Here is a 15,961-nt window from a genome sequence, read left to right as displayed (position 1 = left end):
GCCTGCCGCTTTGCGGCTGGGCCTGGGCAGGGATGCCCCCTTTTATAAGGAAACATGCTATGCAGAAATCTTCTCAAGATTGGCAGCCGCTGGAGTTGGAGAGCAGCGGCCACCCCCACAAACATGGCCCGGATCTCAGCAGTCGCCGCTTGGGACTGGCCGTGATCATCAATATGTTACTCACTCTGGCGCAGCTGTTTGGCGGTATTCTGGCCGGCAGTTTGTCGCTGATTGCCGACGCGCTGCATAATTTCAGTGACGCCATCGCGATATTGATTGCCTTGATTGCCCGCAAAATAGGCCAGAAAGCCAGTCACCCCGGTATGAGCTACGGTTATAAACGCGCCGAAGTACTGGGCACCTTTATCAATGCGGCAACCTTGCTGTTGGTGGGTGTGTACCTTATCTATGAGGCCTTGCAGCGCTTCTGGAGCCCGCAACCTGTGGATGGCATGCTGGTGTTCTGGTTGGCGGGACTGGCTTTGATTATCGATATTGGCACCGCCATGCTGACTCACAGCGCCGGTGCCAAGGACAATATGAACATCCGCGCCGCCTTTATTCACAATGTGTCGGATGCCATGGCGTCTGTGGCCGTGCTGGTGGCCGGCGGGCTTATTATCCTCTACCAATGGTATTGGGTCGATCTCCTGGTTACTGTGTTGATCTCAGCCTATGTGATCTACCACGGTGCACTGTTACTGGTGGAATCCGGGCGCATTCTAATGCAGCAGGCACCGGCCGGCTTGGCTCCGGAGCTGCTGCAGGAGCAATTGGCCGCCAGGCCCGAAGTGGCCAGAGTCGAGTCCATGCATCTGTGGCGTTTGGATGAAAAGCAAAACGTGTTGACTGTGGTGGTCTATCTGGAGCCTGGGCTGGACGGTGAATTGCCATTGGTGCAGCAGCGGCTCAGGCGTTGGTTGAGCCGACGCACCCTGGGGGCTGAGATAACGCTTGAGTGCAGGTTTGCCTGAATCAGCATCCGTCGGCGCCGAGCATGCGCTGCAGCAGTTGGCTTAGCCTGGTTGTTGCTTCTTGCGGCTGGGCATGGCCGCAGGCCACGGCATTGGCGACTTCATTGATGGCGCCATGTATGGCCCAGCACAGCAGCTTGCCTTGTGGCGCAGGCAGCTTGAGGTAATCGGCAAAGAGTTCGCTGTAGAAGTCGGTGAAGAAGTCGCGAATATCTGTGGTGATGTTCTGATACTCGGGATAGCCGCGCAGCGCCGCAACTATCGCCTCATACTCCGGGCCGCAGCGTACGGCGCAGTCCAGATAGGCGCGGCAGACCAGGGTGCATAACTTTGCCAGCGAGGCTTTTTGCTCCGCTGCGGCTTGTTTCACCGCCTCGACAAATAGATTGTCGTAATGGCGGTACATCTGTGCCAGCAATCCTTGCCGGGTGGCGAAGTGACGATAGGTCAAAGGCTTGGTCACTCCGGCTTTTTGAGCCAGGGTGTTCAAGGTCAGCGCATCGGTACCGGCTTCGCGGACAATCTCGCAGGCAACTTCGAGCAATTGTTCGCGGCGCTGATCTTTGAGCATTCTCTTCTTCACGCATCCCCCACAGATAGCTGGTTTAATAAAATTGAAAAAGCGGCAATGCATCGCATTGTCGCTTCTCTTTTGTCACTCAGTATAGGGTTGCAGTGGAACCCTTGGGAAGTCGATTTTCGGCTGCACTGTGTTGTTAACCCAGTTACTGAAGTTATTCAGGCCACTCCAGGCGCAGACCTGCATCACCTTGGCCTCACTGATCCCGGCATCCAGACAGGCCTTTAGCAAGGAGTCCGGTAACTTGCCTCTGTGTTGCAGCAGTGCCAGGGCGACATCCAGCAGCAGCTGGTCTTCGCGGTTATCGGCCTTGCCCTGCTGCGCCTTGATGCAGGCATCGGGGCTGAGTCCGGCACGTTTCCCGGAAAAGCTATGGCCGCTGACACAGTATTCGCAGCCGTTATAGTTGGCAACCGCCAGGGAGATCATCTCCCGCTGGGCCAGGCTCAGCAGGCTGTGCTCTTCCAGATTGGCCTCAAACTCCAGATAGCCCTTCATGACCGCGCCATTTATGCCCAGAGCCGAATAGAAGTTGGGGATCATGCCGTAGCGACTCTTGATCTCCTGCAATATGGGTTTGGCCAGTTCATCGGCATTGTCCAGAGTGCACTTGGTTAACCTTTCCACACTAAAACTCCTGTTGCTGTTATTGGCCGTTTACGGCTTGAGCGCAACGGCAAAAAATACCAAGCTGTGCCGGTCGGCTGCTTTGTCTGTCCTTGAAACGGATACCCATGAAACGGATATCCATGAAACGAAAGCACCGGCGCTTGGTTGAATAAGTTACTCATGGTAACAAGTGCAAAGTTACCATTGGTAACTTTTGTTTGCAATCTCCAGCTAGCCTGTTTTTCAAACAAGGTTTGAGACATTGACCATGACCCCTTGCCGGATATCACTGATTTTGCTGTTAGCGTGGCTAAAGCCGCTGGCGGCTTTAAGGTCAATCAACCGCACTCTATGGGTAATATGGCGTCATCCCGGGGGAGGGCAGATCACATTTGGCGGCATTGAACTGTAAATGGGTGTTTTGTAAACGATATTGTTTTTGCGTTTCCGTTAGAATTGCCCTTCCTCGTCCGAAAAGGAGGCTCAACCGCCGGCTTAAGCAGGTGTTTACTGAATGTCTGCTATTGGGGGAAGGAAGACATATTTGCTAATGACTCAAGGAATATGAGAGATGCTGGACGTATTAAAAAACAAGCTTGAAGCCTTCACTCGCCCCAATACAGACAAGTTACTGCTAGACGCTTGCCGGATTATCGATGAGCAGCAAACGGGTTTGGCACAAGCCGTCAGTCAGTATATTTTGACCGGTGAACCTGTGGCGTGTCTGTCGCAGCTCCAGCAGCTCAGTGCTGGAGAAACACTGGCGCGGCCGGGTGTTCCCTATGGCTACGGACAAAATGATGAGCGGCTGATTCAGGCCCGTGAAGCCATCAACCAGTTTGTGGCAACCGGTGCCTGTAATGAAGCGGCCGTTATGCGCCGTCTCGGCTTGGTGTGTCATGCCTGCAACCCAGATATAAGCATCTACGGTGTGCAAAACACCTCGAGCGGCTGGCTCAATGGCGTGCTGATGCTGTTCCGAGAGTTGGCGGAAGAGTATTACGGTTGCCGTTTGGCGGGCAAAGATCTGCCCTGTCGTGACTATCTGGCCTCGCTGGTCGCGCAATATGAGCACCCGCCCCATGAGCTGGAAGCCTTTATTCTTGAAGGTTCCGACTCTTATTATCACGATACATTCCGCACCGCGCTGAGGAAGAGTACCGACTGGCTCAAGCTCAGTGAAGATCCTGAATATCTGCAGCTGTTGAAACAGTTACATTTCAGCGGCCGCGAAACCTTTTGTGCTTTGCTTAATAAAGCCTGTCAGACCCTGTCACAGGCGCAGCTGCCGCTGGTCATGGCGTTGGCCGCCGATGGTTCGGCGACTGTCCGTGAAGAGGCCGTGAAACTGCTGAAAAAGAGCCCGCAACAGCAGTTGCTGGCGTTTCTGGAGCGGGAATTTCCGGGCGCCAAGGCGGCTACCCGTGGCCACTGGCTGGTTGTGGCCAGCCTCTATCCTGAAGCGACCCCCTTGCTGCAGCGCTGGCACAGTGAAGAGAAATCCGCCGCGGTAAAAACGGCACTGGCGAAAATGCTGGATAACACGACCCGGCAGCAACAGAGTGACCAGTTCAGCTGGGATATTCCGGCCGTTGCGGCCATTGATAAAAACGTCAAAGTGCCTGAAGAATGGCTCGGTCTGTGTGAAAAGCAGTTGGCTAAAGAGATCAAAGAGCTTGAAAACGATATCGCTGCGGCGGAGCACCCAGATGCCCCCAGCTATCGCAAAAGGCATTTGGCCGACGACCGGAAAAGTCTGCAACGCTGGCAGCAAGTCAGTAGTGCCCAACTGCAAGCGGCGCTGATGGACCTCGAAAGAGGCCGGCAATCATCTCTGTCAGGGTTTTATTCTCTGATCAGCCACGCCGATCTCGACGAGCACCCCAAGGCCAGTCTAAGGCTTATTTTGCGGATGGAACGCCATGAGCTCTCCTGCCATTCCTGGGAGCGTATGCTGAGCCAGGAACATATTCTGAGAAGTCTGCAGGGAATGACGGACTTACGACAACTCTTGAGCCTGTGCAACCAAGAGAATCAACCCGCCGCGGCCTTGATTGAAGCCCTGTTTGGCTACGAAGGCCGGGAAGGTGACTGGTTGCCGGCCGCCTGTGAACAACTGCTGATCTGGCCCTTCTTTGCCGAAAACCCCGACTATATAGAGCATGGTCTCAATGGCCAGGTGTTCAATGGAACCTATCGACACGATGCCAATCAGGTATTGATACAGACCTTGGCGATTCTGGCAGAATTTCCCAAGCTGCCGCAGCACTGGCAAAGGAAGGTTCATGAACATGCCTTCAATGGCCGCAAAGCCATACAGGCGGCGGCTCAGTACTGCGCCGAACGCCACGGCGCCGATATCAACCTGATTACTCCTGAGCTGGCCTCCGGCAGCAAGGATAACCGGGTGCTGGCCGCCACTTGGCTGGGTCGCCTCAAGGCGGCTTCGGCGCAGGAGGCATTGAGCCAGGCGCTGAATAAAGAGAAAGATATGCCAACCCGGGTGGTGTTGCTGGAAGCATTGTTGCAGACCGGCGCCGATATCAGCCAGTTCCTTGGCAAGGAAGCGCTGTTGGCCGAAGCCAAGGCCGGCCTTAAAAAGGCGCCACCCAAGTCCATGGATTGGTTCCCGCGTGAAGCGCTGCCCGCATGCCGTTTTGAAGACGGCAGCCCGGTCGAACCCGAACTGGTGTTCTGGTGGGTCGTCTTGGCGGTGAAGCTCAAGCAGCCTCAGGGCAACCCATTGCTGAGTCACTATCTGTCGCTGCTGGATAGCGAAAGCCGTCAGCGTCTTGGGCATTTTATTCTGGCGGCATTTATCGCCCAGGATACCCGTTGCCCTTCAGATGATGAGGCATTGGAATATGCCAAGGCGCATCAGCAGCAGACTTTTCAATCTTATCAGCATTGGGCCAAATACGACTGGGGTCAGGAGTATCAACACAAGACCCTTGAGGATGCGTTTCAGGTCCGCTTTGCCGAGAAAAAGAATGAGCTCTTGGGCTCGGCCATCAAAGACAAGGGGATGTTGGCCCTGATCGCTGGCGGCGATGCGCAAACCCTGCTGGGCATGATCCAACCCTTTATGAAGAAGCGCTATGAGCGGCGGGCACAGATAGAGGCCATGTTGCAGGCTTTGGCCAACTCGGACGATCCTGTGGCGATTCAGTTTCTGCTGAGTATTTCGCGGCGTTATCGCACCAACTCGGTGCAGGAGCTGGCACGGGCGCAAGTCAGTCAAATTGCGGCCCGTAACGGCTGGACTCAGGATGAGCTGGCGGATCGCACTGTGCAGACGGCCGGGCTCGAACATCTGACCCAGCCCAGCCCGTTTGAATTCGGCAGCCGTACTTTGGCGCTGGCACTCGGGGACGACCTCAAGCTGAGATTGCTCAACGAAGAGGGCAAGCTGCTCAAGAGCCTGCCGCAACCTAGGCAGACCGATAACGAAGGCGATATTGCCGAAGTGAAAAAATGGTTCAGCAACTGCAAGAAAGAACTCAAGCAGGTGGTTGAACAGCAAAGTGCCAGATTGTATGAGGCCATGGTCACAGAGCGGCATTGGCTCGCCGCAGACTGGCAGCAATACCTGCATCAGCATCCGGTCATGTATCGCCTGTTGCAGCGCACCCTCTGGCAGGTGGAGATTGATGGTCAATGGCAAACCTTCAGACCCACGGAAGACGGCGCCTTTATCGATATTGACGATGAAGAGCTGCAACTGCCCGCTGCGGCGAGTATACGCCTGGTGAGCGGTAACCTGTTACCGGAGGCAGCGCTGGATGCCTGGCGTTCACATCTCAAGGATTACAAGGTCAAGCCACTGTTCGAGCAGCTGCGAAGTGCCGAAGTGACGTTGACTGAAGGCCAGGAGGCTCTCAATGACCAGCGCGGCCGGATGACCGACTGCTATACCCTGCGTGGCCTGTTGACCAAGAAAGGTTATCAGCGCGGTGAAGCGGAAGACGGCGGTTTCTTTGATCACTACTTCAAGCGTTTCGATACCCTGGGGCTGAGAGTGGAGTTCGGCTTCAGCGGTAACTGCGTGCCGGAAGAAAACGAGGCCGCCGCCATCTATGACATCAGGGTCATGGAGCGGACCAACCCCCGCGGCCGTTATGCCCGCTACCGTCAACTGCCGTTGGCCGAGGTGCCGGTCAACCTGCTCAATGCCATCGCCGTTGACTATCGTGAAGTCGGCGACAAGTGTGTGGCAGATCCGGACTGGGAATCGAAACTGCCCTGGTAAAGGTCGATAACGGATGGATTAGGCTGCTGCCTTACTGGTGGCAGCCAATAAGGAGAAGCAAACAGGATGGAACAAGTCATTCGGGCTCATGCCGAGCAGCGTTATCAGGATGAATTGCAACGCTTGATGGCGGCCGACAAGGGGGTTATTCCACCGGGTTGGGCCATGTCGGCCGGGGCGGTGCGACGTTTTATCTGCGGCGATGCGGCGCTTGATATCAGCCGCAAATACTACGGGGAAGATGCCCTGGTGGAGCGGGCCATTGTCAGCCTGATGGGCAACAACGGCCTGATGCTGGTCGGTGAACCCGGTACCGCCAAGTCGATGCTTTCTGAGCTATTGAGCGCCGCCATCAGCGGCAGCAGTGAGTATCTCATTCAGGGCACAGCAGGCACTACGGAGGAGCAGCTCAAGTACAGCTGGAACTTTGCCCTGTTGCTGTCTGGTGGCCCCAGTCTGGAAGCCCTGCTGAAAAGCCCCGTCTATCAGGCGATGGAGCAGGGCAAGCTGGTGCGTATCGAAGAGATCACCCGCTGCCCGCAGGAGGTGCAGGATGTGCTGATCTCGCTGATGTCGGAAAAAAGCCTCAGTATCCCCGAGCTGGGCGTCTCGATTCAGGCCAAGCCCGGCTTCAACCTGATAGCCACCGCCAACCTGCTGGACCGTGGGGTCAACGAGATGTCCAGCGCGCTCAAACGCCGTTTCAACTTCGAGACAGTGCCTGTGCTCAGCGATCCTCTGCTGGAGCGCCAGCTGATTTTGGCTCAGGTGAGCCAACGTCTGGCGGACAGCGGCCAACAGGTGCAGTTGGATGAAGCGCTGGTGGACTTGCTGGTGCGGGTATTTCACGACCTTCGCAGTACCGTCGGCCCGCAGGCGATGGATGCCACTCTGTCCACGGCCGAGGCGGTTAATATAGTGCATGGCTGCGCCCTGCACAGCCTCTATTGGCAAGAGCCCATGAGTGCCGCCCAGTTGGTGCAGCAGATGCACGGCACGCTAATCAAGGACAAGGCCGACGATGTGAAGAAGCTGGCTCATTACATGGATGTGGTCGCCCGTGAACGCCAGGGCTGGCAAGCCTTCTTCCAGGCAGGAAAAGCGCTGTGGATGAGGTGATGCTCCTTAGAGAGGAGTTTGGCGAACTGCTCAAGGCCGCCGCGGCCGATCCCGGGGTGTGCTGGTTGCCGCTGCGGCATCACAGCCCCGCCTGCGCCGCCATGGCGCTGGAGCAGTTGCAGCGCCAGCAGCCCCAGGCCGTGTTAATAGAAGCCCCCGGCAGTTTTATCCGCCATCTGCCGCTGCTGCAGCGCGATACTGTGGTGCCGCCTATTGCCATCTATCAGAGTGGCAGCTACTACCCTCTGGCCGAGAACAGCCCTGAATGGCAGGCGTTGCGCTGGGCGACGGCGCAGGGCATTGAGGTGATCTTCATCGATCTGGATGAAAAGGCGCTGGAGGGTGGTGTAAGCAACCGTTGGAGTGATAGCCGCTTTTTAAGCTCGGACTACAGCCGCCGCCTACAGCAACAACTGGGCTGCCGGGATGCCGACGAACTCTGGCAGCGTTTGTTTGAACAACAAAATTTCGCCTCGGCCGAGAGCTTCTTTACCCAGGTATTGCTGTTCTGCGCCGCCAGCCGTGCCTGCTTTGGCACAGACAGCCTGGAAGAGATGGGCGATCTGGCCCGTGAAACCCAGATGCGGGCCCATATCAAGGCGGCCCGCCGCCGCTATGAGCGAGTGGCCGTACTCACAGGTGGTTTTCATACCCCGGCGTTGATCAACTTTGCCGACGAGGCCGAGGCGATCGTCGTCGATGACACGCAAGACAGCTTTGTGATCCGTTTCAATGACGCCTTGCTGGATGCCCGCAAAGGCTACGGCGCCGGTATGCCTTATCCGGCCTTCTGTCGCTGGCAGTTTCAGCAGCGGCAATTGAACGCCGATGATTGGTTGCTCTACCTCTTGGAGCAGATGCCGCAACTGCCGCTGATCTATAAGAAAAACTGCTTTGAACATCTGCAGGCCCTCTGTCGTTTGCGTGGCTTGGCGCGCCCCGGCAGCTATGATCTGCTGGATTCTCTGGGCAGCTGCCTGATTAAACAGCAGCTGTCGGCATCGGCACTCGAACCCTGGCAAAAGGTGCTCAGCGGCGATGCCCTGGGGCAGTTACCGGCCGACCAACCCAGTTTACCGCTGGTGGAAGAGGTGTTGGCGCTATGTCGCAAGGCCAGACTGCAGACGTATAAACCGGGACGCTGCCACTTCGATCTCTACGCCATGACGGACAAGCATATTGAGCGCCGTCGCCTCCTGTGTCGGCTGCTGTTTGTGGGCAGCGGTTTTGCCAGGCCACAAAATGGCATGCCGGTCATCCGGCAATTGAAGTTCAACCATCGCCACGAACATTGGAACTATCATTGGACTCCGGCGGTGGAAGTGGCACTGGCCGAGAAATCCAGCCTGGGGCTACGTCTCGAGCTGGTGGTGAAACGGCGGCTCAGTGAGTTGCCCCAGGAGGATTTGCAGCAACTGGTGGAAAAACTGGTGTTGGCACTGCATCTGGGGATGCCGGAAGAGCTGAGCGCCCATGCCATTGCGCAGCAGATAAGCCAATGCAGCGACATTCAGCAACTGGCCAATAGCTTTATGACCTTGCTGGCGGCAGCGCATCATCCACTGTTTGCCGATATTGAGCTGCTGGCTTACCAAAAAGCCCTGTGGCATCAGGTCGGCTTTCATTTACCGGCAATCAACCGCCTGAGCGATGAAGAGGCGCTGAAGTTACTGTTGGATCTGCAGAGCGTAGCTGTCTTGCATCAGGACGAGCTCGAGTCTCCCTGGCGTGACAGACTGCGCTGGTTGACAAGCCATAACGCCCATCGACCCGTGCTCTATTTTGTCCTGCAGGCCTTGGCTATCGAGCTGGACAAGTTGGACCCGGCGCCACTGCTGCAACAATTGCAGCTCCAAAACGATCCCTTCCCTGTGATTGAGGCGCTGCTCAAGGTGGTGCCGCACTGGTTGCGGCAAGACCATGGCCTGTTGCCCATGCTGAATCACTGGCTCAGTGAGCTGAGTGAGGCGCAGTTTATCGACAAGCTACCGGCCATGAGGGGCTTGTTCTGCGCGCTGGATGCCAGAGAGGTGGATGAGCTCTGCCGCCGTTTGCTGCAGCTGAATCAGTGGGATAATGGCCTGAATTGGTTGCAATACGGGATATCTGAACAGGACTTTCAACAGGGGCTGGCGCTGGAGCGGCAGCTGCGCAGTGACCTGGAGCAACAAGGATTGAGTCAATGGATGAGCAACTGAAGCAGCGCTGGCGTCTGGTATTGGGGCGCTATGCCAATGCGCTTGATACCCGTCTCAGCTCCCGGCAACAGCAACAGGATGAGGTGTTGCAGCAGCTCTATCAGGAGGGCCAGCTGCAGCGTGGCTTCAAGGTAAGCGCAGGCTTGGGGGAAAGCGAGTTGGCAGTGACCAACTGGCTGGAGGCGGCGGAGACCCTGTTTCCCCGTTCGGTCAACGACAGGCTGCAGTCCGATGCGGTCGAGCGCTTTGGGTTGCATCAGGTGTTGGAGCAGCCGCAGGTGCTGGAAAAGATCACTCCCAGTATGGGGGTGCTGAAGCAGTTGCTGAAACTCAATGCCCATCACAAGCCGGCCATTCGGCAACAGGTAGAGCGGATTATTCAGGGGGTGGTCGAGGAGTTGCTGCGCCGCCTGCGGCCGACCTATATCAACAACTTGAGTGGCAGGCTCAACCGCCAGGCCCACAGTCCGGTGAAACGGCTGGCCAATCTGGACTGGCAGACCAGTATTCGCCGCAACCTCAAGCATTTTGATGGCGAGAAGGTCTGTTTCGAGCGGGTCTATTTCCATGCCCGTCAGCAGCACCAACTGCCATGGCACATAGTGCTCTGCATAGATCAGTCCGGCTCCATGGCGACTTCGCTGATTTACTCGGCAGTGATCGCCGGGATCCTGACCCGCTTGCCATCGGTGAAGTTGTCGCTGGTGGTGTTCGACACCCAAGTGGTGGACTTGAGTGAGCAGGCCCAGGATCCCGTGTCAGTGTTGCTGAATTGCCAGTTGGGCGGCGGCACCCTAATCTCCCAGGCCTGGCGCTATTGTCAGCAACTCTGCTCCGAACCGGGGCGCTCTGTGGTGGCAACCGTGTCCGACTTTGAAGAGGGTGGTTCGATGCAGGCCTTACTGGCCCAGGCCCAGGGGATGATAGACAGTGGTATCAAGATGTTGGGGATGACCGCCATGAATCACGATGCCGAGCCTTTCTACAGCACTTTTAGCACCGACAAGTTGCAGCGCCTGGGGATGGAGATAGGCTCACTCAGCCCGGATAACTTTGCCGAATGGCTGGCGCTGACTATGGGGCTACGCCGATGAATGAAACCATACTCACCAGCCTCGGCAGTGCAGGTTTGGTGCGCCGGGCCCGCAAGGCGTTGGAGAAAAGCCAGCCGCAGATGCAGGATTATGGCTTTGAGTTTGAAGGGCAAAAGGGGCAGCTGGATTGGGATAACCCGCTCGCCAGTCGCTGCGATTGCGGCGCCTCCGGCCTGTGTAAACACATAGTGGCTGCGGCGCTTTATCTGCTGGAGCAGCCTGCATCCACTGAGACTCGCACCGAAGAGCCGCCCCGGGTGGAACTCCATCTGGCCGAGCTTTTGAATGATGCGGGCAAGACTCAGGTTCGCCGTCTGTACCAGCAGAGTCAGCGCCGCTGGGCGGCGAAAATTAAGCTTGCGCAAGGCACAGTCTGCGTCGAACTGGAGGGGCAGCAGCTGTATTTTCGGTGCGTACAGGGGCTGCAGGATATTATCTGCACCGAAGAGGCGCAGCGTTATGCGCTGCTCGCCGTCTGGCTCTATTGCCAAGAACAGACCATCGCCTTTGAATGGCCGCAATGGCTGCTCGATGAGCAGGCGCAGTTGCAGTATCTGGGGCAGCAGAGCCGCGATCAGTTAAAGAGCCGTTGCCTTAAGTTGCTGGAGCAGATGACTGAGCTCGGCATCGAGAGGTTGCGACCCTCGTCCCTGGTAGAGCTGGAACTCCTGCTGGTGCCCATGGACAGGCAAAATCTGCCACTGACCGCTTTGAAACAGCTGCATGGCACGCTGGAAAAATATGTCTCGGGCCAAGGCGTCAGGGATAGAAAATTGCTGCTCAGCTGTCTGGCCCGCTCCTTGGCGGCTCTGGAAGGCAGCCAGCCACAGACGCTCAGCCCCTATCAACAAGCGCCAGAGCAGGTGCTGGGGCTGGGCGCTTTCCCCTGGCAGAGCGAAGGGGGCGCCCATGGTGTGACTCAGGTATTGCAGGATGAGCAGGGGCGTTTTATCACTCTGGCCGAGAGCCGCCCCAAAGCCGAGCAGCGGCTGGATTATGGCAGCGTATTTCGCGGTCTGCCCATGCTGGCAGGCGCGCCGTCGGCCCTGGGTTGGCAGGGTAAGACCCAAACCCTGGCTCAGGCCGAACTCAATGCCTGGGGGCGCCTGCGGCGTTTGCAGGATACCCGGGTCTACCCAGCGACCAAGCCGCTGGAGCCCGTGAGTCTCTCTGTTGCCGGCGAGATAGACTGGCAACAGGAGTACCTGTGTTTTCGGCCGAGCGGTCTCTACCTGAGTGGTTTCAATCAGGCCAGTCAGTGTATGGAACTGCACTATTGGGACAGGGAGCGGGCGCTGCTGAGTTTCTCACTGCCTTACAACAAGTTGAGTCAAAGAGCCGTGACCAATCTGGAGTTGCTGGGCGAGCGGGTACCCGAGCTGATAGTGGCGCGCATAGAGCGCACTGCCAGCCACTTATACCTGCGGCCTGTGTCCCTGCTGCTCAATAACTGGTTCAGCCTCTTTTTCGATACCTTGCCCCAATCCGGTGATCAGCAGCTACTCGCGCAGGCGCTGGTAGAGCCGTCAGCCCCCCAGGCGCCGCTGCCGCGCCTGGGCCTGATGCAGCAAACCCTGCATGGGGTGCTGGATGAGCTGGCCGATGGTCTGCCGGCACCAAGGCCAACATTGGCGCAAAGGGCCGAGCGTCTCGGGCTGATGACGCTGAGTCACAACCTCAAGGGAGCTAAAGCGCGGGACTATCTGCGCGCCGCCTATTGCGCCGAGAAAATGCTCGCTATGTGCCTGATCAAGCCGGTGCATTATCCGGAGGGCTGCGATGAATCTAAAAAAAGCCCCGCAGCAGGGGCGGGGCAAGAGTTTGGGAGTTGCTAATTATTGTTATGGTGAGGAATTCGTCGTCAGCTAGCTTTGATTAGAAGTTGAACGCGAGTCCTATCATATAGTGGTCGTACTCAAACTCCTGATAGCTGGCTTCCAGCAGTAGATCCAGCTGTGACAACAGGGGATAGCTGTAGCGCAGCGCCAAATCGTAGGCGCTGTCTTGCAGTTCCCCCTTATCTTCAAAGCCCATGGTTTCGGCATCGAAGTAATAGCCGCCATGGATAACCAGCTCGCCATACTGCGCCAGCGGCAGCGCATAGTTGGCCTCGCTGTACCAGGTTTCAAAGTCCTGATCATAGTTGAGCGCCAAGTTTAAGCTGTTGTAATCCATGGATAGGGCATATTCGAGATTGGAGTGACTGTCGCCATAGGTGTAACGCATGGCATTGAAGCCAAAGCCCAACTCGTCGCTGACCGTCAGGTAGTAACCCGCGTAGTAGTCGATTTCATAATCCTTCTCTATCCCCTCATCACCTTGATACCTATAGGTTTCAAAGGAGACTCCGGCATAGAAACCTGTCTCATGCTCCAACATGATATCGGCCTGCAGTGAGGGTTTGTCATCGCTGATGGTCAGGCCACGCCACAGATAGTTGCTCAGCCCCATGATCACTCCTGAGGTCTGAAAGGCGCTTTCCTGGGCCTGAGCGTATTGCATGCCGCCAAGGCCGCACAGCAGTAAACTGATTATCATCTTATGTTTCATGTTCGGCTCCTGGGCTCAGTGTTTGGGTAAACGTTCTTTAGGGACTATCCATTGGCTTTCGGAGACGGGATCTGTCTCTCCCAAGCGCAAATCGCTTTCTTTGAGGAAGATATCCTCATCAGTGTTGTGGCAGTTTTCACACATGCGCCCACTTTCGCGTGCCTGCTTGGTGGCCAGAGGGTTCTTGGCGGTAAAGTGAGTAGAAAAGGGCTCCCAATAGGATTTGGTGGCCGGATCTTTGAGATCCACCTTGACCCCGGCATCGATACTGATCCCGGCCGAATGGCTCAGCGGGATCAGCTTGCTGTTTTTATCATTGGCTATGCTTAGCCCCAGTTTGATGTTTTGCTCCGGAGTCTCGGCTGTCTTGAGACTCTGCCAGTTGCCCACAGACAAGGTGTCGTCCTGATGGCAACCGAAGCAGTTGCTGTAGGGCTGGGTGTGGCAGGCGGTACACTTCAGCTTGGCATTGTGATCTATGGGCGATGCCTTGCCGCTCAGAAGTTCGGTGTGATCGGCGACTTTATCCTGGTGGCAGTCTTCACATTTCACCGCTACTATGTCGCGTTTCTGGGTCTGCTCGTAAGGGCCGGTCTTGTTGCTGTCCGGGCCTTCGCTGTAGAGTCTGCCTTCGGGGATCTGCTTGATGTCCCGACCGTGGAATTCCTGCTGGGCACTGTGACAGTCGATACAGCTCATATCGTGCTTGGTGACGTGCACATCTTGCTCTTTGTGCTGCTCGGCATTTTCATAGTGGCAGGTTTCACAGGTTTTGACCGGATCCGGAGTCGCGACAAAGGCGTGCTTGTTCAAAAGGCCGCCACCGGCGAAGTCGGGAGCACTGACATGGCACTGGCCACAGGTTGCGTGACAACTGGCGCAGCCTTCTTCGCCGTTATGCATCTGTTCAAATAACTGGGCCCGCTCTGGAGTCTGCTGCAACCTTTCCATCAAGCCTTTGGCGACACCATTGACTGTGAAATGCAGTGAGTGACGGAAGTTGGTGATCATCTCCTCGCCATGGCAATCGCCACAGACACTGCCACCATCGGCACTGGGATCGGCCAGAACGCTTGGGTGCCAGGTTCTGTCCCCGGGCTTGTCGACCTTGCTGTGGCAGTCACGGCAACCGAGTTCGGCATGGCTGCCCATATCTGTTTGGCTTACCAGGAGTTGCAGTGATTGTTGCTCGACGGAGAGCGACTCTTTTTCCAGCTGATGCTGCTTTATCAGCGCCTGTAACTTGGCTTGATCACTGTGACAATTCAGGCAGCTGCCTGCCGCTTGAACCCCTTGCCCCAGCAGACAAAGGAGCGCAGCCAGCCCTGCCGAATATGTGGCCATATTCAGTATTCTTGGTTTCATCTTGTTATCCCTTAGGTAATCAGGGCGGGATCCCACTTTAAATTGAACTTTTACGGTTGGTCATGATCTGATCTGCCTTGCCCTTAATCCACAGATGACCATGACCCTTTTGAAACAACTAGAACAGATTACCGATCCCCGTAAGGACATCAATCTAAAGCATAATTTAGTGGATGTGGTGTTCCTGACACTCAGTGCTATCCTCAGCGGTGCGACTGGGTGGAAGTCCATTCAGGAATTCGGAGAAGAACAGCTAGATTGGCTCCGTCTGTACCGAAAATTTGAAAATGGCATCCCTAAAAGGCATTGTATCAGTAATATAATCAAAGCATTGGACAGCGAACTGCTCCTTCAAGCCATATTTGGCTGGATCAATGAGCAACGGCAAACGGAAGGGAAAACCGTTATCGCGCTGGATGGAAAAACCCTGCGCGGGGCGTGGAGTGAGGATGCTAAGAATGCACTCCATGTTGTCAGCGCATTTGATGTCGGCAACGGCATTACACTTTACCAAGACAGTTCACATTCTAAAGGGAAAGAAGCTGAAGTCGCCCGCAACATGATTGATGCTATGGCACTGGATAATGCCGTTCTGACGCTGGATGCACTGCATTGTCAGGTGTCTACCATGAACAAAATTAAACAGGGGAACGGTGATTTCATTATTCAGCTCAAGTCGAACCAGCCGGGATTATTTGAAGCAGTCAAAACCAGCTTCAGTAAAGCGTATGAGCAGCCAGAACTGGCTATATTTGAGCAGTTCAACATGGGTCATGGCCGCAGGGAGCGCCGAACAGTCATGCAGATAGAAGCAGAATTATCAGCGGAACTTAAGAAAAAGTGGCCGCACATCACCTCATTTATCGAAGTTGCCAGTGAACGGACAGTCGATGGAATAACATCATGTTCTTCACGCTGGTATGTCAGTTCCTTACCGCTCAATGCCGAAGAGGCCGCGAGGACTATTCGAGAGCATTGGGGGGTAGAAAATCAGCTCCATTGGGTGCTGGATGTGGTCTTCCGCGAAGATGCGCTGAAGGTAACGGATCCTGATGGCGCAAAGCATCTCGCCCTATTTAACCGAGCGGCTCTGAGTGCGATAAGGCAGCACCAAGGCAAAAAAGACAGTCTGGCAGGTAAGCGCCGCCGTGCTGGTTGGAGTCCTACATTTCGCTCAGAGTTGTTATTTGGTTAAGATATAAGCAAAGTGGAATCCCGCCCTG

Annotated in this window: 12 protein-coding genes; 7 read left to right on the top strand and 5 right to left on the bottom strand. The window is 56.0% G+C overall.

Annotation, left to right across the window (positions count from 1 at the left end; all coding sequences use genetic code 11):
* Window positions 1-59: 59 nt before the first annotated feature.
* Window positions 60-974, top strand: a complete 915-nt coding sequence (locus ACMHXI_RS12870; RefSeq protein ID WP_208142443.1) for a cation diffusion facilitator family transporter — start codon at window positions 60-62, stop codon at window positions 972-974.
* A 1-nt stretch (window position 975) separates the two neighbouring features.
* On the opposite strand, the gene ACMHXI_RS12865 is transcribed toward ACMHXI_RS12870, so the two are convergent.
* The 3 genes from ACMHXI_RS12865 to ACMHXI_RS12855 form a co-directional block, all read right to left on the bottom strand.
* On the bottom strand, window positions 976-1,557 hold the full coding sequence (locus ACMHXI_RS12865) for a TetR/AcrR family transcriptional regulator (protein WP_208142444.1): 582 nt from the start codon (window positions 1,555-1,557) through the stop codon (window positions 976-978).
* A gap of 72 nt (window positions 1,558-1,629) precedes the next feature.
* The gene (locus ACMHXI_RS12860) at window positions 1,630-2,181 is read right to left on the bottom strand and encodes a carboxymuconolactone decarboxylase family protein (protein WP_052657923.1); all 552 of its coding nucleotides are present in this window, start codon (window positions 2,179-2,181) and stop codon (window positions 1,630-1,632) included.
* On the bottom strand, window positions 2,169-2,426 hold the full coding sequence (locus ACMHXI_RS12855) for a hypothetical protein (RefSeq protein WP_146144555.1): 258 nt from the start codon (window positions 2,424-2,426) through the stop codon (window positions 2,169-2,171). The genes ACMHXI_RS12860 and ACMHXI_RS12855 overlap by 13 nt, the downstream gene beginning before the upstream one ends.
* Before the next feature lie 308 nt (window positions 2,427-2,734).
* Between ACMHXI_RS12855 and ACMHXI_RS12850 the strand changes: the two genes are divergently transcribed.
* From ACMHXI_RS12850 to ACMHXI_RS12830, 5 genes are all read left to right on the top strand, one after another.
* The gene (locus ACMHXI_RS12850; protein WP_208157329.1) at window positions 2,735-6,412 is read left to right on the top strand and encodes a DUF4132 domain-containing protein; all 3,678 of its coding nucleotides are present in this window, start codon (window positions 2,735-2,737) and stop codon (window positions 6,410-6,412) included.
* Between the two features lie 66 nt (window positions 6,413-6,478).
* Entirely contained in the window at window positions 6,479-7,531 is a 1,053-nt protein-coding gene (locus ACMHXI_RS12845; protein WP_025886825.1) for an AAA family ATPase, read from the top strand.
* Window positions 7,519-9,729: a DUF5682 family protein gene (locus ACMHXI_RS12840; protein ID WP_109247247.1), complete on the top strand. Its 2,211-nt coding sequence runs from the start codon at window positions 7,519-7,521 to the stop codon at window positions 9,727-9,729. The genes ACMHXI_RS12845 and ACMHXI_RS12840 overlap by 13 nt, the downstream gene beginning before the upstream one ends.
* Entirely contained in the window at window positions 9,714-10,823 is a 1,110-nt protein-coding gene (locus tag ACMHXI_RS12835; RefSeq protein WP_109247248.1) for a VWA domain-containing protein, read from the top strand. The genes ACMHXI_RS12840 and ACMHXI_RS12835 overlap by 16 nt, the downstream gene beginning before the upstream one ends.
* On the top strand, window positions 10,820-12,658 hold the full coding sequence (locus ACMHXI_RS12830) for an SWIM zinc finger family protein (protein ID WP_413735107.1): 1,839 nt from the start codon (window positions 10,820-10,822) through the stop codon (window positions 12,656-12,658). The genes ACMHXI_RS12835 and ACMHXI_RS12830 overlap by 4 nt, the downstream gene beginning before the upstream one ends.
* A gap of 40 nt (window positions 12,659-12,698) precedes the next feature.
* Here ACMHXI_RS12830 and ACMHXI_RS12825 read toward each other — a convergent pair whose 3' ends face one another.
* Window positions 12,699-13,373, bottom strand: a complete 675-nt coding sequence (locus ACMHXI_RS12825; protein ID WP_413735105.1) for a TorF family putative porin — start codon at window positions 13,371-13,373, stop codon at window positions 12,699-12,701.
* 15 nt (window positions 13,374-13,388) lie between these two features.
* Complete coding sequence (locus tag ACMHXI_RS12820) at window positions 13,389-14,738, bottom strand: hypothetical protein (protein ID WP_413735103.1); 1,350 nt, start codon at window positions 14,736-14,738, stop codon at window positions 13,389-13,391.
* Window positions 14,739-14,838: 100 nt separating this feature from the next.
* Here ACMHXI_RS12820 and ACMHXI_RS12815 point away from each other — a divergent pair, with 100 nt between their 5' ends.
* Window positions 14,839-15,933: an ISAs1 family transposase gene (locus ACMHXI_RS12815; RefSeq protein ID WP_109248997.1), complete on the top strand. Its 1,095-nt coding sequence runs from the start codon at window positions 14,839-14,841 to the stop codon at window positions 15,931-15,933.
* Window positions 15,934-15,961 lie beyond the last annotated feature (28 nt).

This window comes from Shewanella sp. BJSY2023SW005 (assembly GCF_047314585.1).
GTDB classification, from domain to species: Bacteria; Pseudomonadota; Gammaproteobacteria; order Enterobacterales; family Shewanellaceae; genus Shewanella; species Shewanella algae.
The sequence above is the reverse complement of the archived record's forward strand: the minus strand, read 5'-3'. Positions and strand labels throughout refer to the sequence as shown.

Coding starts and splice junctions, on each gene's coding strand:
- ACMHXI_RS12870 (WP_208142443.1), top strand. CDS start 60: ATGCAGAAATCTTCTCAAGATTGGCAGCCGCTGGAGTTGGAGAGCAGC.
- ACMHXI_RS12855 (WP_146144555.1), bottom strand. CDS start 2,426: ATGTCTCAAACCTTGTTTGAAAAACAGGCTAGCTGGAGATTGCAAACA.
- ACMHXI_RS12850 (WP_208157329.1), top strand. CDS start 2,735: ATGCTGGACGTATTAAAAAACAAGCTTGAAGCCTTCACTCGCCCCAAT.
- ACMHXI_RS12845 (WP_025886825.1), top strand. CDS start 6,479: ATGGAACAAGTCATTCGGGCTCATGCCGAGCAGCGTTATCAGGATGAA.
- ACMHXI_RS12835 (WP_109247248.1), top strand. CDS start 9,714: ATGGATGAGCAACTGAAGCAGCGCTGGCGTCTGGTATTGGGGCGCTAT.
- ACMHXI_RS12830 (WP_413735107.1), top strand. CDS start 10,820: ATGAATGAAACCATACTCACCAGCCTCGGCAGTGCAGGTTTGGTGCGC.
- ACMHXI_RS12825 (WP_413735105.1), bottom strand. CDS start 13,373: ATGAAACATAAGATGATAATCAGTTTACTGCTGTGCGGCCTTGGCGGC.
- ACMHXI_RS12820 (WP_413735103.1), bottom strand. CDS start 14,738: ATGAAACCAAGAATACTGAATATGGCCACATATTCGGCAGGGCTGGCT.
- ACMHXI_RS12815 (WP_109248997.1), top strand. CDS start 14,839: ATGACCCTTTTGAAACAACTAGAACAGATTACCGATCCCCGTAAGGAC.